The sequence below is a fragment of the Archangium lansingense genome, from assembly GCF_026626635.1.
GTDB classification, from domain to species: Bacteria; Myxococcota; Myxococcia; order Myxococcales; family Myxococcaceae; genus Archangium; species Archangium lansingense.
In genome coordinates this window covers 2,560,446-2,581,403 of the sequence record NZ_JAPNKA010000001.1, presented here as the reverse complement: position 1 = coordinate 2,581,403, position 20,958 = coordinate 2,560,446, and the positions used below count along the sequence as shown (strand labels likewise).

Annotated in this window: 19 protein-coding genes; 13 read left to right on the top strand and 6 right to left on the bottom strand. The window is 69.2% G+C overall.

Annotated features, from left to right (window positions below; all coding sequences use genetic code 11):
- Positions 1-62: 62 nt before the first annotated feature.
- Complete coding sequence (locus OV287_RS10280; RefSeq protein ID WP_267533832.1) at positions 63-866, bottom strand: hypothetical protein; 804 nt, start codon at positions 864-866, stop codon at positions 63-65.
- 129 nt (positions 867-995) lie between these two features.
- Here OV287_RS10280 and OV287_RS10275 point away from each other — a divergent pair, with 129 nt between their 5' ends.
- From OV287_RS10275 to OV287_RS10255, 5 genes are all read left to right on the top strand, one after another.
- Positions 996-2,468: a sensor histidine kinase gene (locus OV287_RS10275; RefSeq protein ID WP_267533831.1), complete on the top strand. Its 1,473-nt coding sequence runs from the start codon at positions 996-998 to the stop codon at positions 2,466-2,468.
- Positions 2,469-2,681: 213 nt separating this feature from the next.
- Positions 2,682-4,805 (top strand): PAS domain-containing sensor histidine kinase, encoded by a 2,124-nt coding sequence (locus tag OV287_RS10270; protein ID WP_267533830.1) that lies wholly within the window; start codon positions 2,682-2,684, stop codon positions 4,803-4,805.
- 10 nt (positions 4,806-4,815) lie between these two features.
- Positions 4,816-5,226, top strand: coding sequence for a response regulator (locus OV287_RS10265; RefSeq protein ID WP_267533829.1), 411 nt, complete (start codon positions 4,816-4,818; stop codon positions 5,224-5,226).
- Entirely contained in the window at positions 5,223-7,655 is a 2,433-nt protein-coding gene (locus OV287_RS10260) for a PAS domain-containing protein (protein ID WP_267533828.1), read from the top strand. Before OV287_RS10265 ends, OV287_RS10260 begins: the two co-directional genes overlap by 4 nt.
- Before the next feature lie 52 nt (positions 7,656-7,707).
- On the top strand, positions 7,708-8,094 hold the full coding sequence (locus OV287_RS10255) for a VOC family protein (protein ID WP_267533827.1): 387 nt from the start codon (positions 7,708-7,710) through the stop codon (positions 8,092-8,094).
- Between the two features lie 8 nt (positions 8,095-8,102).
- Here the strand turns inward: OV287_RS10255 and OV287_RS10250 are convergent, their stop codons facing one another.
- Entirely contained in the window at positions 8,103-9,089 is a 987-nt protein-coding gene (locus OV287_RS10250) for an aldo/keto reductase (protein ID WP_267533826.1), read from the bottom strand.
- A 143-nt stretch (positions 9,090-9,232) separates the two neighbouring features.
- On the opposite strand from OV287_RS10250, the gene OV287_RS10245 reads away from it, so the two are divergent.
- Positions 9,233-11,107 (top strand): serine hydrolase domain-containing protein, encoded by a 1,875-nt coding sequence (locus OV287_RS10245; protein ID WP_267533825.1) that lies wholly within the window; start codon positions 9,233-9,235, stop codon positions 11,105-11,107.
- Positions 11,108-11,244: 137 nt separating this feature from the next.
- On the opposite strand, the gene OV287_RS10240 is transcribed toward OV287_RS10245, so the two are convergent.
- Complete coding sequence (locus OV287_RS10240; RefSeq protein WP_267533824.1) at positions 11,245-11,760, bottom strand: hypothetical protein; 516 nt, start codon at positions 11,758-11,760, stop codon at positions 11,245-11,247.
- Positions 11,761-11,990: 230 nt separating this feature from the next.
- On the bottom strand, positions 11,991-12,560 hold the full coding sequence (locus OV287_RS10235; RefSeq protein ID WP_267533823.1) for an NUDIX hydrolase: 570 nt from the start codon (positions 12,558-12,560) through the stop codon (positions 11,991-11,993).
- Between the two features lie 60 nt (positions 12,561-12,620).
- Here OV287_RS10235 and OV287_RS10230 point away from each other — a divergent pair, with 60 nt between their 5' ends.
- Together OV287_RS10230 and OV287_RS10225 are read left to right on the top strand one after the other, a co-directional pair.
- On the top strand, positions 12,621-14,030 hold the full coding sequence (locus OV287_RS10230) for a sigma-54-dependent transcriptional regulator (protein ID WP_267533822.1): 1,410 nt from the start codon (positions 12,621-12,623) through the stop codon (positions 14,028-14,030).
- Between the two features lie 237 nt (positions 14,031-14,267).
- Positions 14,268-15,389, top strand: coding sequence for a TetR family transcriptional regulator (locus OV287_RS10225; RefSeq protein ID WP_267533821.1), 1,122 nt, complete (start codon positions 14,268-14,270; stop codon positions 15,387-15,389).
- Here OV287_RS10225 and OV287_RS10220 read toward each other — a convergent pair.
- Positions 15,386-15,928: a hypothetical protein gene (locus OV287_RS10220; RefSeq protein WP_267533820.1), complete on the bottom strand. Its 543-nt coding sequence runs from the start codon at positions 15,926-15,928 to the stop codon at positions 15,386-15,388. The two genes, OV287_RS10225 and OV287_RS10220, sit on opposite strands and share 4 nt — an antisense overlap.
- Before the next feature lie 97 nt (positions 15,929-16,025).
- Between OV287_RS10220 and OV287_RS10215 the strand changes: the two genes are divergently transcribed.
- Complete coding sequence (locus OV287_RS10215; RefSeq protein ID WP_308809829.1) at positions 16,026-17,084, top strand: hypothetical protein; 1,059 nt, start codon at positions 16,026-16,028, stop codon at positions 17,082-17,084.
- A 6-nt stretch (positions 17,085-17,090) separates the two neighbouring features.
- Here the strand turns inward: OV287_RS10215 and OV287_RS10210 are convergent, their stop codons facing one another.
- Entirely contained in the window at positions 17,091-17,429 is a 339-nt protein-coding gene (locus OV287_RS10210) for a tetratricopeptide repeat protein (protein WP_267533818.1), read from the bottom strand.
- On the opposite strand from OV287_RS10210, the gene OV287_RS10205 reads away from it, so the two are divergent.
- From OV287_RS10205 to OV287_RS10190, 4 genes are read left to right on the top strand one after another with little or no spacing between them, the layout of a single operon-like run.
- On the top strand, positions 17,428-18,696 hold the full coding sequence (locus OV287_RS10205; protein ID WP_267533817.1) for a glutamate-5-semialdehyde dehydrogenase: 1,269 nt from the start codon (positions 17,428-17,430) through the stop codon (positions 18,694-18,696). The two genes, OV287_RS10210 and OV287_RS10205, sit on opposite strands and share 2 nt — an antisense overlap.
- A 15-nt stretch (positions 18,697-18,711) precedes the next feature.
- Entirely contained in the window at positions 18,712-19,245 is a 534-nt protein-coding gene (gene rsfS / locus OV287_RS10200; protein ID WP_267533816.1) for a ribosome silencing factor, read from the top strand.
- The gene (locus OV287_RS10195; protein WP_073568288.1) at positions 19,242-19,706 is read left to right on the top strand and encodes a 23S rRNA (pseudouridine(1915)-N(3))-methyltransferase RlmH; all 465 of its coding nucleotides are present in this window, start codon (positions 19,242-19,244) and stop codon (positions 19,704-19,706) included. Before rsfS ends, OV287_RS10195 begins: the two co-directional genes overlap by 4 nt.
- Before the next feature lie 51 nt (positions 19,707-19,757).
- A complete protein-coding gene (locus tag OV287_RS10190; RefSeq protein ID WP_267533815.1) occupies positions 19,758-20,882 on the top strand; it encodes an RNA ligase RtcB family protein in 1,125 nt (374 codons plus the stop codon).
- Positions 20,883-20,958: the final 76 nt, after the last annotated feature.

Sequence of the window (20,958 nt, the reverse complement as noted above, 5' to 3'; positions counted from 1 at the left end):
CCCCACCCACCGGCACACCTCCGGGAAGTCACCCACAAGGAGAGCGCCGGACAAAGCGCTTCCTACTGCTTCTCGAGTTCACGATCCCAGATGGTCAATAGCCAGATGAGGTCCCCTGAACGTGCACCGGAAACCCGCTCGAAAGACCACGAGTCGAGAGTGGCGAGGCGCTCGCGTTGGAAGTCAGGATCAGCCACCACGCTCCGGTGCATCAGCTTGCCAGCGTGCTCGAGGGCGCGTGGCATCTCCCGGAAGATGGCCTCGAGGCAGTCCTCCCGCGTCGCCCGCGCCATGCGCTCCGCCGCCATCGCCAGCCGCTCGCGCACCGAGGTGTCTCCCAGCGGGCACCACGCATCCATGGCCCAGTCGCAGGAGGCCACCATCACCTCCTCAAGCGTCTGCGCCATCCCCAGCTTCTTGAAAAGGTAGCGCGCGGACTCGAGCGGTTCCCAGAAGTTCAACACCGCCTGGAGGCGCTTCGCAGTGCGCTGGGCACTCACCGGGCCCATCTGCTCGAGGACGAAGTAGAGCGCGCCCCAGGCTGTCTCCAGGCAGAAATCCTCGTAGGCATCCCTCATGGGCAACGTGTTCTGCCAGTTTACCGCTTCACGCAAACCGCTCATGACATCCGACACCATGTACAGCCGCCAGGCCGGGCGCTCGTGCTGGAAGTCCACCACATCGTGCGCCACCACCACCTCACCCGGGGGGACATCCACCATCTGCCTGGGAAGAAGGAAGGTGCCATCCTTCTGGTACTGCTCGCCACAGCGCAGGCCCTCCCGCTTCGCCTTCTGCCGCGCCGAGCGGAAGGTGCCATGCAGGAACGACGGCAGTTTCAGCGCTGCGCTCTGTCCAGACGTCATGGAACGCGTCCTATCAAACCGGCTCCTCGAGGAGGAAGCACACCCCGGGCATCCGCCAGGTGTCCCGGAACCTGGATGGACAACTCAGGCAACCAGGCGCCGGTGTAGAGTGCGGAACCGTCTTCCCTCATGTCCACCCCGGCTCCCCTCACCTCCCGCCTGAAGGACGCGCTGGGCTCGCTCTCGGCGCGCCTGCTCGTGGCCTTCTTGCTGCCCACGTTGCTCTTCCTCGCGCTCACGGGGACGGCGGTCTACGCGCTGGCCCGCTCCATCCTGGAGGAGGAGCTGGGCACGAGCCTCTCCGCCATCGCCGCGGCCACGGCGAGCCAGGTGAGCGGAGATCGAATGCTCACCATCGAGCCCGGGGACGACACCATGGGCACGCGCACGTGGCGCAACCTGGTGCGCCTGCTCACCGAGGTCCGTGACTCGAGCGGTGTGCGGCGCCTGTACGTGGTGGACACGCAGGGCCGCGTGCGCGCCGACGTGGGAGGCGAGCTGCCGGTAGGCACGGAGGTACCGGAGCTCGCGCGAGACAGGCTGGAGCTGTCCCGCGTCTTCTCCGGTGAGCGCGCGGCCAGCCAGGTGCTCTTCCGGGGCTCGGACGGACGCCTCTACAAAACAGGCTATGCCCCGGTGCACCGTGAGGGCGAGGTGGTGGGCGCAGTGGCGGTGGAGGGCAGCGCGGCCTTCTTCGGCCCGCTGGCGACTCTGTCCCGCAGCTTCGCGGCGGCGAGCGGCGTGGCGCTCGGCGTGCTCGGACTGGTCGCCATCCTCACCGCGCGGGGACTCGCACGGCCGCTGCGGCGGCTGATGGCCTCGGCGCTGCGCATCGGCCGGGGCGACCTGACGACGCCGGTGCCTCCGGAGCCCACGCGGGAGATTGGTGTGCTGGCGCGCGAGCTGGAGGTCATGCGTGGCGCACTCGAGAGCCGCGATCGGCAGCTCAAGCTGATGCTGGCAGGGGTGGCTCACGAGGTGCGCAACCCGCTCGGCGGCATCTCCCTCTTCTCGGGGATTCTCGCGGAGGACCTCAAGGCCGGCGCCCACGCAGAGGCCACCGGACACGTGGAGCGCATCCAGCACGAGGTGGAGTACCTCCAGCGCATCGTCGAGGACTTCCTGGCCTTCGCTCGGGAACAGCCGCTGTCGCGCTCGCCCGTTGCGGCGCCCGAGCTGCTCGAGGAGGCCAGCGTCCTGCTCGCAGCGGATGCGGCGGCCCGCGAGGTAACAGTGGAGGTGGTGGCGGAGCCGGCGGTGCTGGAGGCGGACGGAAGCCTGCTGACGGCCGCGCTGGTGAACATGGTGAAGAACGCGGTGCAGGCCTCACCCCCGGGCGGCAAGGTGCGGATAACGGGCCGGGGCGAGGGCCACGACTACACCATCCGCGTCGAGGACTCCGGGCCCGGCGTGCCCGAGACCGAGCGCGAGCGCATCTTCGAGCCCTTCTTCACCACCCGCGAAAAGGGCACGGGCTTGGGCCTGCCCCTGTCTCGCAAGATTGCCCGCGCCCATGGGGGAGATCTGCGGCTCGTCGCCGCCCCGGGAGCCACCACCTTCGAGCTCACCCTTCCCCTCGTCTCGGTGGGTCACTCCCAGTGAACCAGCCAGCCTGGCGAGCCCTTGTCCAGCATGTGTGCCTCCAGGAAATGTGCGGGCCTGGGTGACCTGTTGCGCGGACGACAGCCCGTCCGCCGTGCCGGACATGAGGTCGCCGGGACGCAGTAAGAGATGAGGTGGGAGTGCCGCACAAGCGGCGACGGATGGCTGCTCGGCTGATTCCATCTCCTTTTGCCCCGCGGAGGGCCGCTCGACGTGTCCCGCCAGTCCGACGGAGATCTCACCGCGTACGATCCTCTGCACTCCGTCTTCGGGGTCTCGGGACCGGAGCAGCGGCTCGACACCGAGCGCGAACAGTTCCGTCTCCTGGCCGAGGCCCTGCCTCAGATCGTCTGGACCTCCCGGCCCGACGGGGTCCAGGACTACCTCAACCGGCGCTGGTACGAGTACACCGGCCTGGACCACGAGGAGTCGCGGGGCAATGGCTGGACGCAGGCCTTCCATCCGGACGACATGCCCGAGGCCGACAAGCGCTGGCGCCACAGCCTCAGCACCGGCGAGCCCTTCGAGATGGAGTACCGCTGCCGCCGGCTGGATGGCGTCTGGCGCTGGTTCCTCGGCCGCGCCATTCCCGTCCACGACGCCCAGGGCCACATCATCCGCTGGTTTGGCACCTGCACGGACATCGACGACCAGAAGCGCACCGCCGACGTGCACGGCTTCCTCGCCGAGGCCAGTGCCCTGCTCGCCCTCACGCTGGACCCCGAGGAGACGCTGCGCAACCTCACGCGGATGATCGTCCCGCGCCTGGCTGACTGGTGCACGGTGGACCTGGTGCGGCCGGACGAGACGGTCGAACGCGTGGCGGTGACCCATACCGACTCCACCCGGGAGTCGCTCGCCTGGGAGCTCGCTCGCCGAGAGCCCGTGGATCTCCACCATGCCAGCCACGGGCTCGGCTACGTGCTGCGCACCGGTGAGCCAGAGCTGCTGGAGGTCATCCCGGACGCGCTGCACACCCAGCTCACGCGCGACGAGGAGTGCCTGCGAATGATGCGGGAGCTGGGGCTGCGCTCCTCCATCATCGTGCCGCTGGTGGTGCACGGACGGACGCTGGGCAGCATCACGCTGGCCCAGGCCGGAAGCACCCGGAGCTTCTCCGCCGCGGACCTGTCGCTGGCCGAGGAGTTCGCGCGCCGCGCCGCGCTCGCGCTGGACAACGCGCGTCTGTACCGCGAGAGCCAGGACGCCATGCGCCGGGCCCAGCACGAGCAGTACCTGGCCGAGCAGGCCCGTGCGATGCTGGACACGCTGCTGGACGCGGCGCCCGCCGGCATCGCCCTCTTCGATCGGACGCTGTGCTTCGTACGCGTCAACCGCACCCTGCAGGACATCAACCGCAAGCCCGCCGAGGACCACCTGGGCCACACCATGCCCGAGGTGCTCTCCGCGCAGGGCCCCGGCGTGGACCTCGTGGTGAAGTCGCTGCGGCGGGCCCTGGAGACCGGAGAGACGCAGACGGTGGAGTCGTCCACCCGGCTGCCCTCGGGCGAGGAGCGGGCCTGGCTGGCGCGCTATGCACCCGTGCGCTCGGCGGAAGGTGCCACGCTAGGCGTAGCCACGGTGGTGCTGGACATCACCGAGCGCAAGCGCGCCGAGGCCGAGCGCGAGCGCCTCATCGCCGCGCTGGAGCGCAGCAACCAGGAGCTGGACCAGTTCGCCTACGTGGCCAGCCACGACCTGAAGGCCCCGCTGCGCGGCATCGCCAACCTGTCTCAGTGGATAGAGGACGACCTCCAGGACGTGATGACCGACGAGGCCCGCGAGCAGATGCGGCTGCTGCGCGGGCGCGTGGAGCGCATGGAGGCGCTCATCAACGGCATCCTCGACTACAGCCGCGCGGGCCGGATGAGAGGCCGCCCGGAACAGGTGGACGTGGGCCGGCTGCTCCATGAGTGCGTGGAGCTGCTCGCTCCGCCGCCCGACACGCAGGTGGAGCTGTCGCCCGGCATGCCCACCCTGCACGCGGAGCGGGTGCCCTTGCAGCAGGTGTTCCTCAATCTGCTGGGCAACGCCTTCAAGCACGCCCATTCGTCCGAGGCGCGGGTGCGGGTGGACGCACGCCAGGTGGGGGCCTTCTGGGAGTTCTCCGTGGCCGACAACGGCCCGGGCATCGCACCGGAGTACCATGAGCGCATCTGGGGCATCTTCCAGACGCTGCGCTCGCGTGATGAGGTGGAGAGCACCGGCATTGGTCTGTCGGTGGTGAAGAAAAGTGTAGAGGCACGCGGGGGGCGTGCCTGGCTGGAGTCTGCCCCAAGCCAGGGGGCCACCTTCCGTTTCACCTGGCCGAAGCACACCCCCGACGAGGGGCGCTGAGAGCGTATCCGTGAAGACGCTGAACATCCTGCTGGTGGATGACGACGCGGTGGACGTCATGAACGTCCAGCGCGCCTTCAAGAAGAGCAACATCCACAACACCCTCTACGTCGCCGGCGACGGACGACAGGCGCTGGAGCTGTTGCGCAACGGCACGGTGCCGTCCACCAACCGCCTCATCCTGTTGGACCTCAACATGCCGAGGATGAACGGGCTCGAGTTCCTGCGCGCCCTGCGCGCCGACCCCGAGCTGCGCTCCACTCCGGTGGTGGTGCTCACCACGTCCAATGACGATAGAGACAGGCTGCAAAGCTACGCGCATAACGTAGCCGGATACCTCGTCAAGCCCGTAGCCTCTCCGGCCTTCGTGGAGTTGATGGCCGCACTCAACGCATACTGGTCTCGGGTGGAGCTGCCGTGAGGGCCGAGGAGCGCATGGAGGAGCAACCGCTGCGTCTGCTGGTGGCGGACGACGACGAGGTGGATCGGCTCGCGGTGAGGCGCGCCCTGCTCAAAGCGGGGGTGGAGGCGCAGCTCGTCGAGGTGACCGACGGCATGGCCGCGCTCGGAGCCCTGCTGGAGCAGTCCTTCGACTGCGCCCTGATGGACTTCCAGATGCCGGGCCAGGACGGCCTGGAGGTGCTGCGCAAGGCCCGTGCCGCCCTGGTGGAGACCCCCATCATCATGCTCACCGGGCAGGGGGATGAGCACATCGCCGTGGAGCTGATGAAGGCGGGCGCCACGGACTACCTCGCCAAGTCGGCGCTCACCCCGGAGCGGCTGGAGCACCTGCTGCGCCAGACGCTGCGCCTGCACGAGGTGCAGCAGCAGTACCGCACCCTGGCCGAGGTGCTGCCACACACCATCTGGACGAGCCGGCCGGACGGAGTGCTGGACTACATCAGCCGCCGCGGCTACGAGAACAATGACCTTCCGCTCGGAGAGCCCGGGCAGTGGCCGAGGGCCGTCCACCCGGAGGACCTGCCCAGGCTGATGGAGCGCTGGCAGCACAGCCTGCGGACCGGCGAGCCCTATGAGGTGGAGGCGCGTCTCTGGCAGACCGGAGGCACCTGGCGCTGGCACCTCATCCGGGCCCTGCCCATGCGCGACCCGCGCGGCCGCGTCGTCCGCTGGTTCGGCACCAATGCCGACATCGACGACCAGCGGAGGACCCAGGAGCGCATCGCACGCCTGCAGGCTGTCACCGCCGCGCTCTCCGAGGCTCCCTCGCCCCGGCAGGTGCTCGACGTCATCATCACCCAGGGCGTGACCACGATGGACGCGCAGGCGGGGGCGCTGTGGCTGCTGTCCGAGGACGGGCGGTTCCTGGAGCTGGTGGGGACCACTCCCAACGCGCGAGAGCAGATGCGGAGCCTCGAGCACGTCCCGCTCGAAGCCCCGCTGGGAATCACCGAGGCGGTGCGCCATGACAGGCTCGTCACCTGCGCCAATCGGCAGGAGCGAGAGCGCCGCTACCCCGCGCTCGCCGGGCTCCTGACCTACGAGGGCTCGGCGGTGATGCCGCTGCGCGGCAGCCGGGGCGTGATGGGAGCCCTGGTGATGAACTACGCGCGGCCACGCACCCTGCAACCCGACGAGCAGGAGTTCTTCCTCGCGCTGGCGAGACAGGGAGCGCAGGCGCTGGAGCGGGCTCGCCTCTACGAAGCCGCGCAGCAGGCACGCGCCCAGGCGGAGGCAAGTGAGGCCCAGTTGCGCGAGTTGCTGGCGGAGCGCGAGCGGATGGAGGCCACGCTCCAGGAGCGCGACGAGCGGCTGCGCGCGGCGCTGTGGGCGGGAGGCACCGGCACCTTCCGCTGGGACATCCGCACCGGGGCGCTGGAGTGGGACGAGAACCTGGACCAGCTCTTCGGCCTGCCACTGGGGCGCACGGTGCAGACGATGGGGGACTGCCTCGCCCTGGTGCACCCGGATGACCGGGCCGAGGCCGCACGACGCAACGAGGCCTGCGCGCGCGAGGGCGCGGACTTCGAGATGGACTTCCGCGTGGTGTGGCCGGATGGCCGGGTGCACTGGCTGAGCGGCAAGGGAAAGACGTTCGTGGACGCGACCGGGCGCCCCCTCTACATGACGGGCGCCTACGTGGACATCACCGTGCAGAAGCAGCAGGAGTCCGAGGCGCGCCAGCTCGCCGAGTTCGAGCGGCAGATTCTGGGCATCGTCAGCCACGACCTGCGCAACCCGTTGAGCGTCATCCGCATCTCGGCCTCCGTGCTGCTGGCGCGCGAGGGGCTGGACGAGCGGCAGAGCAAGAGCCTCACCCGCATCATCTCCGCGTCGGACCGGTCCACCCGGCTCATCCGCGACCTGCTGGACTTCAGCCAGGCGCGGCTGGGCGGCGGCATCCCCGTGGAGCGCAAGAAGATGGATCTCTTCGAGCTGGCGCGCGGCGTGGTGGAGGAGCTGGCCGCCAGCCACCCGGAGCGGCGGCTGGAGCTGACGCAAGAGGGAGATGGCGGGGGCGAGTGGGATGAGGATCGGCTCGCGCAGGTGCTCGGCAACCTGGTGGGCAACGCGCTCCAGCACAGCCCGCCGGACACGGCGGTATCGGTGCGCTGCCGGGGCGAGCCCGGAGAGGTCTTCCTCGAGGTGCACAACGAGGGGAGCGCCATCGAGGAGGCCATCCTGCCGAATCTCTTCGAGCCCTTCCGCCGGGGCCGTCACGCAGGCAGTGGAGCGGGAAGCGTAGGGCTGGGGCTCTACATCACCCGGCAGCTCGTACTGGCCCATGGGGGAGGCATCACGGTGACGTCGCGAGAGGGACAGGGCACGCGCTTCACGGTGCGGCTGCCGCGACGAGCTCCGACGCCCCCACCGCTCCCGAAAGCCTGACCTACCCCACGAGGCGTCCCCTCTCCCACTGGGAGAGGGTTAGGGTGAGGGAATGACAACCCCCGCCCCCATCCTCGGACTGCGAACCACCGTGTATCACGTGACGGACCTGGCGAAGGCGAAGGCCTGGTACAGCCAGGTGCTGGGCGTCTCGCCGTACTTCGACGAGCCCTTCTACGTGGGCTTCAACGTGGGCGGCTTCGAGCTGGGGCTGGACCCGGACCCGAAGTCGGGGAAGCCGGGCGCTGGAGGCGCGGTGACGTACTGGGGCGTGGAGAACGCGGACCAGTCCTGGGAGCGCCTGATGAAGCTCGGCGCCGAGCCCGCCAGCCCCGTGCGTGACGTGGGCGGTGGCATCCGCGTGGCCGCCGTGAAGGATCCGTTCGGCAACGAGTTCGGGATCATCGAGAACCCGCACTTCCCCAACACGGCGGCCTGAGCCTTGCCTCAGCGGTGGACGGACTTCATTCCCGCCTCGGTGTAGCGGGTGCCGGCCGCCACGCCCTTGGGGACAATGGCGTCGATCTCCCGCAGCTCCTCGGGGGTGAGCCGGATGTCCGCCGCGGCGATGTTCTCCTCGAGGTACTTCACGTGCTTGGTGCCGGGGATGGGGACGAGGTCCTTGCCCTGGGCCAGCACCCACGCGAGCGCGAGCTGCGAGGCCTTCACCTTCTTGCGCGCGGCCAGCTCGTTGATCTTGTCCACGAGCTGGAGGTTCTTGGCGAAGTTCTCGCCCTGGAAGCGCGGGTTGTTGCGGCGCCAGTCATTGGGCTCGAGGTCCTCGAGGCGGCGGTAGCGGCCAGTGAGGAAGCCGCGGCCCAAGGGGCTGTAGGGGACGAAGCCGATGCCCAGCTCGCGCACGGTGGGGAGGACGTCATCCTCCGGATCCCGGCTCCAAAGCGAGTACTCCGTCTGGAGCGCGGAGATGGGATGCACCTTGTGAGCGCGGCGGAGGGTATCGGGCGCGGCCTCGGACATGCCGAGGTAGCGGACCTTGCCCTGCTTCACCAGCTCGGCCATGGCGCCCACGGTGTCCTCGATGGGAACGGTGGTGTCCACGCGGTGCTGGTAATAGAGGTCGATGTGGTCGACTCCCAACCGCTTCAGTGAGGCCTCGCAGGCCTTGCGCACGTAGTCGGGCTTGCCGCTGATGCCGAGGAAGGAGCCATCCTCGGCACGAACGTTGCCGAACTTGGTGGCGACGATGGCCTTGTCGCGCCGATCGGCGATGGCCTTGCCCAGCAGCTTCTCGTTGGTGAACGGCCCGTACATGTCCGCCGTGTCGAAGAAGTTCACCCCGAGTTCCAGCGCCCGGTGGATGACGGAGATCGACTCCTTCTCGTCGCCCGCGCCGTAGAAATCGCTCATTCCCATGCAGCCCAGGCCCAGGGCGGAGACCTTCAGCCCCTGCTTTCCAAGTGCCCTCTGCTCCATGACATCCCTCCTTGTTGGGGTACGGCCGCCGCCAGGGCGGACGCCCGTGTGACGCCCTTGTTAGCGGCCCGGACCTTCCGGGGCCATGAGAAGCGCGGGCCCCTGTGTTCCCTTCGACAGGGAAAGTCCGCTACACCTGTGGCATGCCGTCCAAGCCGCCCAGCGCCTCCCTGGGTCTGTCCGCCCTGGTGCTGGTGCTCGCCCTGGCGATGCCAGCGTGGGCCGAGGCTCCCCTGCAGACGGATGCGGCATCACTCGAGTCGCTCGTGGAGCGCGTGGTCACCGGGCAGCTCGCGGCATACCGGATTCCCGGAGCGACGGTGGCGGTGGTGCGGGACGGACAAGTGGTGCTGGCCCGAGGCTACGGCGACGCGAACGCCGAGAACCACACGCCCGTGGTGGCGGACAGGACCCTCTTCCGCGTGGCCTCCATCGGCAAGCTGTTCGTCTGGACGGCGGTGATGCAGCTCGCCGAGCAGGGGCGGCTCGACCTGGACGCCGATGTCCACACGTACCTGGAGGACGTGCGGTTCCCCGCGGCGTACGCCCAGCCCCTCACGCTCGCGCACCTGATGGCGCATGCGGGAGGCTTCGAGGTGCACGAGCGCCTCTGGGCCGAGGGCCCACCACCCGGCCCCCTGGCGGAATACCTGCGGGAGCGCATGCCGGCCCGGGTGCGGCCCCCGGGCGAACTGTCGGCGTACTCCGACTACGGGACGAGCTTGGCCGAGCACATCGTCGAGCGGGTGTCCGGCCAGCCCTTCGAGCAGTACCTCCGGGAGAACGTGCTGGAGCCACTGGGCATGAGGCGCACCTTCTTCCGCAGGACGGTGCCACCGGAGCTCGCCGCAGACATGGCCCTGGGACACACCGTCGAGAACGGAAGCCTGCGCGCGCAGCCTCTGGAGCAGGTGGTGGTGGCCTCCAGCGGCTCGCTGCTCACGACGGCCACGGACCTGACGAGGTTCATGCTCGCGCACCTCCAGGGAGGACAGCACGAGGGCCACCGCATCCTGCGCGAGGAGACAGTGCGGCAGATGCATCGCCAGCACTTCACGCATGACTCCCGGTTGAGCGGATGGGCCCACGGCTTCATGGAGTTTCACCTCCAGGGCCAGCGGCTCATCGGGCACTTGGGGGACGCATACCTCTTCCACTCGCTGCTGGTGCTCATACCCGAGCAGGGGATGGGGTTGTTCGTCTCGTACAACAGCCCAGGGGAACAGGATGCCGCGCAGCGAGCTCGGATGGAGCTGCTGCGCGCCGTTCTCGAGCACCCCCACCCAGCCCCGCCCTCGCGTGCACTCACGCCCACGACGGACTTCGCCGGACGGGCAGCACGATTCGCAGGGGGATACCAGACGACGTGGCGGGCCTACGGCACGGCGGAGGCCTCGCTGGGGTGGCGCCAGGAAATCCGCGTGCGAGACGGTGGCGATGGCACCCTGCATATCCGGGAGCCCGGACACACTCCCCGGCGCTGGGTGGAGGTAGAGCCCCACCTCTTCCGTCCCTCCGAGGACCCGGCCTCACCGGAGCGCGTGGCTTTCCGTGAGGACACGGAGGGCCACATCACGCACCTGTTCTTCGAGAACCAGCCCGCGGCGGCATACGAGCGCGTGCCTTGGTACGAGACGGCTTCCTTTACCTACGGACTGCTCGTCGTGTGCGCCGTGCTCTTCGCGCTGGCCGTGTTGGCGGGCGTTCTCCATCGGTGCCCGGCCACGGGTCTGCTGGCGCTCATCGGCCTGCTGCACCTGCTGTTTCTCACCGGATTCACGCTCCTGGTGCGCCACCATGCCGAGCTGGAGTACGGCGATACGCCCCGGCTGCTGGGAGCCTCGATGGCCTGCGCGCTCGGGGCCACGGTGCTCACCCCGGGAGCCCTCGTCTGGAGCGTACGTGCTTGGTGGAAGCGCTCCGGGAAGCTGGCCCTGCGCCTAACCCTCACCGGCGCCACACTGGCCGCGGCAGCCTTCGCCGCCTGGCTCCACCACTGGCACATGCTCGGGCTCTAGCAGCCAAGCTCTGGCTGGCTCCAGCACGCCAGGCGCACCACCCCACGCGATGCTTGCCTGTTTTTTGAAAGGCATTCACCGCCCCGGACAGCTCCGAGGCGGTGAACGCTGACGCGGAATGGAGGGGATGTCTCAGCTCAGCACGCGTAAGGACCAACCACCGTCGAGCCGATGTAGTCCATCACATACACCGTGTTGGTACACTGGTCGTACAGGGCATTGTAGTAATCGGTCGCGACGTAATAGTTGCAGCTCGGGGAGTCGAAGTAGATGTAGTACGTCACGGAGTAGGTCGCGGGGAAGAAGCACGTATCCTGCTGGAGCGAAGGGTCATTGGAGGGGGACAGCTCCGCTCCGCGCTGTGCCTTGACGATGACGTGAGGCGTCGCACCTTCGGGAACCTGGACCTTCCCCTCGCGGATCAGGCTCTGGAGGCGCTCCTGGACGATGCTCTGGAGCTGCGCGCCACGCGCACTGGCGCCATGGGCCTGCCCGAGCACGTCCTGCGCCTCGGGCGAAACCTCGATACGCGCGCTCTGGGACTGGTTGTTCACCATGAGCGCCACGTCAAACACCGAGTCCGGCCGGCCGGGCTCATTGCGCGAAGCCGCGTCCGCCTTCGGGGCAAAAGCAACGTGTGCCAGTACAGCCATGAAAAGCGCCAGAGCTGCACTTCTACCGCCACGGATGAAGCTCATAGGGACTTCCTCTCGCTGGGTTGAATGGGAGTACGGATTCACAGGAGGGGTCTTCCGCAAGACCGAGCAAATTCCCCTCAAATGAATGGAGTCAGCGAGCTGGAAAATAATGCAGAGAATCTGCGAGGAGCCGTCACGCGAGCGGAGAAGGGTCGTACGTGCCCCGGTTGCGTGCTGTTGAACAGCTAACCCGCGCGTACCGCCGCCCGCGCCTTCTCCATCAAGCGACGCAGGGGCGCCTCGTCCGCGCGCGCCAGGGCCTCGTCCCACGTCAGCCACTGCGCGCCCGAGGACTCCCCCGGATCATGCGCCAACGCCTCCGGGTCCTCCGCCACCACCAGGTAGCGCACGTCCAGGTGCAGGTGCTCCAGCTCGTCCTTGCGCGCCGGAATGGTGTGGATGTCCACGTCCAGCGGCCTCGGTGCGCTCGCGTGCAGCCTCACCCGGCACCCCGTCTCCTCCCGCGCCTCCCGCAGCGCCGTGGCCTCCATGCTGCCCCCGTCCCCCGCCTCCGCATGCCCGCCCGGCTGCAACCACCGCTTCAGCTTCCCGTGGTGCACCATCACCACCCGCTCGCCTGCTGGGTCCACCACCACCGCACTACCGGTGAAGTGCCCTCGCTCCTGCCCTCGGGAGAAGGGGCGCGCCAGCTCCGCGGCCAGGACGCGCATCCGCGCCAGGTCCTCCCGCTCCTTGTCGTCGGTGGGAACGTGGCGGGCCAGCAGCTCGTACAGGGAAGTCAGGGGGGGATTCATGGGGGGGCGGATTGTGCCCACTTCGACGCCGGGCGCCAGGACGATATAGGGTGCCCCTCCATGGCCCGTATCCTCGTCATCGACGACCACGACACCCTCCGCGAGGGTATGGCCGTCACCCTCACCCGCTCCGGCCACACCGTCACGGCCGCCCGCTCTGGCACCGACGGTGTCTCCGCCTACAAGAAGACGCCCTTCGACCTCGTCGTCACCGACCTCAAGATGGACGGCATGGACGGCATCGCCGTCACCCGGACGCTCAAGTCCCATGACCCGGCCGCCGTCGTCATGGTCGTCACCGCCTTCGGCACCATCGAGACGGCCGTGCAGGCCATGCAGCAGGGCGCCTACGACTTCATCACCAAGCCCTTCACCCCGGATGTGCTGCGCGCCAAGGTGGAGAAGGGCCTGGAGCTCTCCTCCACCCGCCGCCAGGTGGAGCGCCTGTCCGCCCGCACCGAGGCGCTCGAGACCGACGCCGCCCTCGCCCATGGCAATCTCCTGGTGGGCGACAGCGAGCCCATGCAGCGGCTCGTCGGCATGGTGCGCAAGGCCGCTGCCACCGATGCCACCGTCTTCGTGCGCGGCGAGTCCGGCACCGGCAAGGAGCTCGTGGCGCGCATGCTCCACCAGCTCTCCCCGCGCAAGGATGGGCCCTTCATCGTCGTCCACTGCGCCGCCCTCGCCGAGACGCTCCTGGAGAGCGAGCTGTTCGGCCACGAGCGCGGTGCCTTCACCGGTGCCATCAAGCGCAAGCTCGGCCGCTTCGAGCTCGCTGACGGCGGAACCCTCTTCCTCGACGAGATTGGCGAAATCCCCCACTCCGTCCAGACGAAGCTGTTGCGCGTACTCCAGGAGAAGGAGATTCAGCGCGTGGGCGGCGAGGAGACGCTCAAGGTGGACGTGCGCGTGGTGAGCGCCACCCACCGGGACCTCCAGGCCGAGGTGAAGGCCGGACGCTTCCGCGAGGACCTCTACTACCGGCTGCACATCGTCCCCCTCCAGCTCCCGCCCCTGCGCGAGCGTCCCGAGGACGTCACCATGCTCGCCCAGCACTTCGTGGCCAAGCACTCCCCACGGGTGAACAAGCGGGTCAAGGGCCTGGATGACAGCACCCTGCGAGCGCTGGCCCGCTACGCCTGGCCGGGCAACGTGCGCGAGCTGGAGAACGTCATCGAGCAGTCGCTCGTCTTCGCCGAGGGCGAGACGCTCACCGCGACGGACCTGCCCCCGCACCTCACCGGCACCACCCCCCGGGCTGACGCTGGCCTGCCCGTGCCCATGGGGGACCGACCGCTGCCGGACATCCTCGAGGACCTCGAGCGCCAGCTCATCGCCCGCGCCTACGAGAAGGCCGGCGGAGTGAAGACGGAGACAGCCCGGCTGCTCGGCATCAAGACGTCCGCCCTGTACTACAAGCTGGAGAAGTACGGCTTCATCTCCAAGGGCGAGCGTCCCGAAGAGAACTGATCCGCGCCGGAGCGGGGCGTAGCGAGTGGCGGACCGTCGCGTCCGGCTGTAAAAAAGAAACCGCCCTTCTCGAAAAACTACCGCCCCCCCGCCCCCACCGTGGTTTTCCGTCATTCCCCCTCAGCAGCCCTGGCCCATCCGTGCGCGAAGTCCGCGGAACCCTTCGGGTTTTGCGGGCAACGAAACGCCCGGCCCTGGAGTGGCTCTGGCATCTGGCTTGCTGTTAGGAGGGGGTTGATGAAGCGCGTCTTGCTCCCCGCCTTGCTGTGTCTCTCCCTGGGTGCGCCTGTGTGGGCTGCCTCGGGGGTGGACACGCTGCGGAGCGAGGCCCGCACGGCGCGGAGCCAGGTGCGCGACCTGAGGGATCGCCAGCAGCTGCTCCGGGCGGAGCTCAACACCCTGGCCGGACACATCGAGCAGCTCAAGGCCGAGCAGAAGGGCCGGCTGGTGGCGGGCTCGGAGCTGGAGACGGCGCTGCGCAAGTCGCAGGAGCTGTCCGGACAGCTCACCGGGCTGGCCCAGTCGCTCGCCGGGGCCGAGACGGACGCGGAGCGGCGCAACCTGGCGCTGCACACGGCGCTCTCCGATGAGTTGACCCGGGTGCGCGCCGCCTGGGACGCCACCAGCGACCGCGAGGCCCGCGCCCGGCTGATTGCGCGCATGCGAGACCTGCGCACCGAGCGCGACGCGCTGCGCTCCGCACTCCCCGCCTCTCAGATGCCGGCCCTCGTCCGCCGGGAGTCGAGCGACGATCCCGAGGATCTGCTGGAGCAAGCGGACACCCTGCGCGACTCCGAGGACAAGGTGCGCCAGCGCCTCCAGGCCCTGCGCTCCCGCATCACGGAGATACGCGAGGAGCGCGAGCTGGACCGGCGCATGAGCGACTTCCTCGGCGAGGAGTCGATGTTCGACGAGCAGGACCGGCAACTGCGCGTGCGCTTCGACTCCTCCACGAGGTCCATCTCGGTAGAGGCCTCCCAGCGCAGCGGCGGAGGACTTTTCTCCCGCTCGCCACAAGAGAGCTTCGCGCCGGGGGGCTCGGTGGGGGATATACCCTCGCCAGCTCCGCCCCCCGGCGGAGGGGAACCCTCGCCGGGTGCGCCGGGAGGAGGGGGCGGAGGCGGAACGACCTCACCCGATACGGGAGGAGGCCTGTCGCCCGGGGAGTACCATGCGCCCGTCTACCGCGCCTCCGACAGCCGGCCCCAGGTGGGCACCGTGCGCGCCCAGGCGCTCGCCAGCGGCAACCCGGAGGACCTGCGGAGCCTGGAGTCGGAGGCCGCCCGGCTCGAGTCGCTCGCCCGCGAGCTGGACGCTCGCGCGGACTCCTTGGAGCGCAAGGCCCGCGAGCTGCGTTAGTTGAGCAGCCGCACCTGCACGTCCAGCTTCACGTCCACCTGCAGGCGCACATCCTTCGGGGGCTTGCGACCCTTGCCACGCACGCTGATGCTCATGGAGGGCGCGGTGATGAAGGGCTGCAGCTCCGCGCCCGCCAGGTCCAGCACCAGCACCGGGTTGGGCGCCTTGAGGTCCAGCGAGGCGATGTTGCGCTTGGAGGCCACCAGCACCTCCTGATCCCCCGCCTTCGCGTAGAACTCCAGCGTGTCGAGGAAGGAGAAGTTCTGGTCCGCCGGGGAGAGGATCTTCAGGCTCAGGGACTCCAGCCTGGCAGAGGACACCTGCTCCTTGGAGACGCCCTGGTTCTTGAAGTCCTGGTTCTGGTCGAAGTCGAGGCTGGAGAAGCTTCCGATGGACGGAAAAGCATCAAGAACACCGGAGATGCCCGTCGGGTCTCCGGCCACGGTGGTCTCGCCTTTGACCTCCGCCACGAAGCCAGGGGGGGCGCAGGCCACGAGCGAGAGCAGGGCGCATACAGAGAGTACAGAGGTGAGTCTCATGACACCCACTCTACCGATCGTCCGGGCGCGCAGTCATCGCCCCGCCCGGTTGGCTGCCCTCTCGTGGACAGGGCATGCGGTCATGGCCCGGAGTATGGTGCGCCCATTGAGACGGCTCCTTCGCGCGCTCGTGGTGATTCCCCTGGCGCTCGGCGGTGGCGCACATGCCGCCGACGTGGAGGGACAGCTGCGTGTGACGGGCCGGCTGATGGTGGATGGCAACGCGCCGCGCGACTTCTCGCAGGGGAGCTCGGGCGGAGACACCCTGGATGCGGTGTTCGGCCTGCTCGCCACGGGGGAGGGCCGCTACACCGCGGACCGCTGGCAGGTAGTGGGCCGCTATGATGGTGGGGGCCGCAAGTACGTGGCCTTTCCCGGCGAAGACGTGCTGGTGCAGGCCGCTGCGCTGGAGGGCTCGCTCGCCGTGGGCGAGACGCTGGGGGTGGGCATGGAAGGGCGCGCCAAGGACCGGCGGGGCGGCAGCCGCGCGTACACGGACCTGGCGGCGTCCGTCTTCTTCGAACATGCCCCGGATGCCCGGCTCTCCCTGCGAGTACGTGCCGGAGCGCACCGCTTCATCTATCGCCCCAACTTCGCCGCGAGCTTCGGCAGCCCCGAGGTCGGCTTCCTCGCGCGCTACCGCCTGGACAGGCGGCATGCCTTCACCGTCACCGGCGAGTACGGCCAGCGCCGCTACAACGCCTCCGTGAGGTACCCGCCCGGCAGCTCACCGGCGTGGACCGGCCGGCGCCATGACGGGGTGCTGATGGCGAGCGCGGGCTACAGCTACAAGGGCCCGCTGGCGTTGGGGCTGACCTACTCGTACGTGGAGACCAGCTCCAACAGCTATGGCGAGTCCGTGCAGCGCCACCGGCTGAGCGGCACCGCGGGGGTACTGCTGCCCTGGAAGCTGACGCTGATGGCCCAGGGGGCGCTGGGCATCAACTCCTACCCGGACGGCGTCTTCCTCTCGCCGGAGATCACCCTCCTGGACGATGACGAGGCCCAGCACATGCTGTCGCTGAGGCTGGCCCGACCCCTGAGCGAGCGGGTGGACGTGGAACTCTCGTTCGCGATGTACGGCACCGAACTGTCGCGCAACGGCCTCTTCTTCTTCCGCCAGGTGGGGGGCGTGGGCATCACCTGGCGGCCGTAGCGGACCTCAGTCCAGCCCGGACAGCCGCTCGTCAATCTCCTCGGCGAGGCTGGCGTGGCTCTGGGCGAGCGCCGTGTCGCGGGCGCGGGTGAGCACCTCGCGGGCCTTCCCGCTCTCCCCAGCACCGATATAGGCGTCACCCAGGGACACCATGGCCGCGGCGTACTGGGGATCCAACCGCACCGCAGTCTCCAGGGCCTGGGCCGCCTCGGCATACTGCTTCAGCTCCAGGTAGGCCTTCCCCAGGGAGAAGTGCGCCATGGGCGCGTCGGGAAACTCGGCCGCCATCTGCTTGAACTGTTCCAACCGGGCGTTGCTCATGGGGCGGTGATAGAGGAGAGGCATGTCCGTTGCCAAGGAAGACGTGCGCTCCCTCGCCGAGACCGCCCGGGCGGCCTCCCGTGTGCTCGCCACCGCCCCCACCGGCCAGAAGGATGAGGCCCTCCGGGCCATGGCACGCCACCTGAGGAAGTCCCTCCCTACCCTGCTCGCCGCCAACGAGGCGGACATGGCCGCCGCGCGGACCGCCGGCAAGGGAGGGGCCTTCCTGGACCGGTTGCTGCTGGACGCCTCACGGGTGGAGGCCATGGCCCGGGCGGTGGAGTCGGTGGCCAGCCTGAAGGACCCGGTGGGCGAGGTGACGGAGGAGTGGGACCGGCCCAACGGCCTGCACGTGCGCAAGGTGCGGCTGCCGCTGGGGGTGGTGCTGATGATCTACGAGGCCCGCCCCAACGTGACGAGCGACGCGGCGGCACTGTGCCTCAAGAGCGGCAACGCGGCGCTGCTGCGCGGGGGGAGCGAGGCAGCGCGGTCCAATGCGGCCATCGCCTCGGCGCTGGCGGCGGGCGTGAGCGAGGCGGGACTGCCGGCCGCGTGCATCCAGCCGGTGCCCCCGGGCGAGCGCGAGACGCTGCTGGAGCTGCTGAAGCTGGAGGGGCTGATTGATTTGTGCATCCCCCGAGGCGGCGAGGGCCTCATCCGCTTCGTGGCGGAGAATGCGCGGATTCCGGTGGTGAAGCACTACAAGGGCGTCTGCCACGTGTACGTGCACGCGGCGGCGGACCTGGACATGGCCACGCGGATTGCCGTGAACGCGAAGACGAGCCGCCCGGGGGTGTGTAACGCCGCCGAGTGCCTGCTGGTGGACCGTGCGGTGGCGGAGCGCTTCCTGCCCCAGGCGGGGCGGGAGCTGGTGGCGAGGGGGGTGGAGCTGCGCGGGGACCCGGCCACGGTGGAGGTGCTGTCCCGCGCCGGGGTGCCGGTGACCCCGGCCTCGGAGGACGACTGGGGGCGGGAGTACCTGGACCTCATCATGGCGGTGCGGGTGGTGGACGGGCTGGACGCGGCCCTGGGGCACATTGCCCGGTACGGAAGCGAACACACGGAGGCCATCGTCACCTCGGACGAGGCGGTGGCGGGACGCTTCACCCGGGAGGCCCAGGCGAGCGCGGTGGCGTGGAATGCCTCCACCCGCTTCAACGACGGAGGCGAGCTAGGGCTGGGGGCGGAGATTGGGATTTCCACCAGTCGACTGCACGCTTTTGGTCCCATGGGGTTGCGAGAGTTGACCAGCCAGAAGTACGTCATTCTGGGACAGGGGCAGGTGCGCTAGGGTGCCCGGACACGTATGGCAACCAAGAAGAAGACGACCAAGAAGAAGGTAGCGACGAAGAAGAAGAGCGCGACGTCGCTGACCGCACGCACCAAGGCCGCGGCGAAGAAGGGAGCAGCCAAGAAGCTGCCCGCGCGCAAAAAGACGACCAAGAAGAAGGCGCTGACGCCCGGAGGCGCGGCCGCTGGCGCTCCCGCGGAGAATCCGCACGCCCATGCGCTGGCGCGAAAGATTGGCACCCTGCTCTCGGACAAGAAGGGGCTGGACATCGTCCTCCTCGACGTGCGCGGGATGACGTCCTACGCGGACTACTTCGTGGTGGCCTCGGGCGAGAGCGACCGGCAGGTGTCGGCCATGGCCGAGCACGTGCTGAAGAACCTCAAGGAGACGGAGGACCTGCGCCCCATCGGCCACGAGGGTATGGACACGGGCCAGTGGGTGCTCCTGGACTTCGGCGAGGTGGTGGCTCACCTCTTCTTCTCCGAGGCGCGCTCCCACTATGACCTCGAGGGCCTCTGGGCCGACGCGGCGCGGGAGAAGGTGGCCTGAAGGTCCGTCTCCTCTCCATTGGCAAGGACCGCTCGGGCCTCTACGAGCCCGCGGTCCAGGAGTACGCCTCGCGCCTGGCCCACTACACCCGCTTCGAGCTGCTGGAGCTGCCCGAAGCGGGTGGAAAGAAGGGCAAGGCGCCTGACGCCAAGGCCGCCGAGGCCGAGGCCATCCTCTCGCGCCGCAAGCCGCAGGACCTGATTGTCGCGCTCGATGAGCGGGGCAAGCTGCTGGACTCGGTGGAGTTCAGCCGGTACGTGGGCCGGGCCCAGGATGGCGCGAAGGACCTGCTGCTCGTCATCGGCGGGGACGAGGGACTGGACGAGCGGGTGAGACAGTCCGCGGACCTGGTGCTCTCGCTGTCGAAGATGACGCTGCCGCACCGGCTGGCGCGGGTAGTGCTGGTGGAGCAGCTCTACCGCGCCTTTACGATTCTCAAGGGCGAGCCCTACCACAAGTAGGCGGCCGGGCGGCTCCGTCAGGCCGCGGACACCGCGCGCGTCCGAGGGAGCATGAATTCGCCCGCCCCTCACGTCCGTGTCATCGCCTCGCCCCAGTCGTGGGTGGAGGGTGAAGCCGTCCGCCAACTCGAGGCCGCCGCACGACTTCCCGGCATGCGCTCCGCAGTAGGCCTACCAGACTTGCACCCGGGCAAGGGAGCACCGGTAGGCGCCGCGTTCGCCTCCGAGGGCCTCTTCTATCCCTTCCTGGTGGGCAACGACATCGGCTGTGGGATGGGCCTCTGGCAGCTGGACCTCCCCGCGCGCAAGGCGAAGCCGGAGCGCTGGGCAGCGCGGCTGGACCTGGATGGGCCGTGGGAGGGCAACACGGACGCGATGCTTGCCGAGATGGGCGTGAAGCCCTGCGGCTTCGAAGCGGCGCTCGGCACGGTGGGGGGCGGCAACCACTTCGCCGAGGTGCAACGGGTGGACGCGGTGCACGACGCGGAGACCTTCACCTCACTGGGGTTGGCAACGGATCGGCTCCTGCTGCTCGTGCACTCCGGCTCGCGGGGACTCGGCGAGGCCATCCTTCGGGCGCACGTGGACCGGCATGGCACCGGGAGCCTCGCGGAGGACTCGGACGAGGCGCGGCTGTACCTCTCGCGGCATGACCACGCCATGGCCTGGGCTCGGGCCAATCGCGCCACCATCGCCGGAAGGATGATGCAGGGCATTGCGGCGGCAGGGCGACGGGTGCTGGATATCTGTCACAACAGCGTCACCCCGAAGCAGTACGAGGGACACACCTGCTGGCTGCACCGCAAGGGTGCGGCGCCCTCGGACCAGGGGCCGGTGGTGATTCCCGGCAGCCGGGGCTCGCTGAGCTACCTGGTGCTGCCGCTGGGCGACGGCGCGGGCAACGCCCACAGCCTGGCTCACGGGGCCGGCCGCAAGTGGACGCGCACCAGTGCCCGCGAGCGGATGCGCGAGCGCTTCACCCCCGAGGCCCTCACCCGCACCTCCTTCAAGAGCCACGTCATCTGCGAGGACCGCGACCTGCTCTTCGAGGAGGCACCTCCCGCGTACAAGGCCATCGACCGCGTGGTGCAGGATCTGGTGGACGCCGGGCTCGTCCGGGTGGTGGCAACGCTCGCCCCCGTGCTCACCTACAAGACGCGCACCCGGCGCGAGTAGACGGAGCCCCACCAGCCAGGCACCCGCTTCCACGGATGCCCCTCCCCTACCCCACTCCACCTCCGGGAACCGCCCC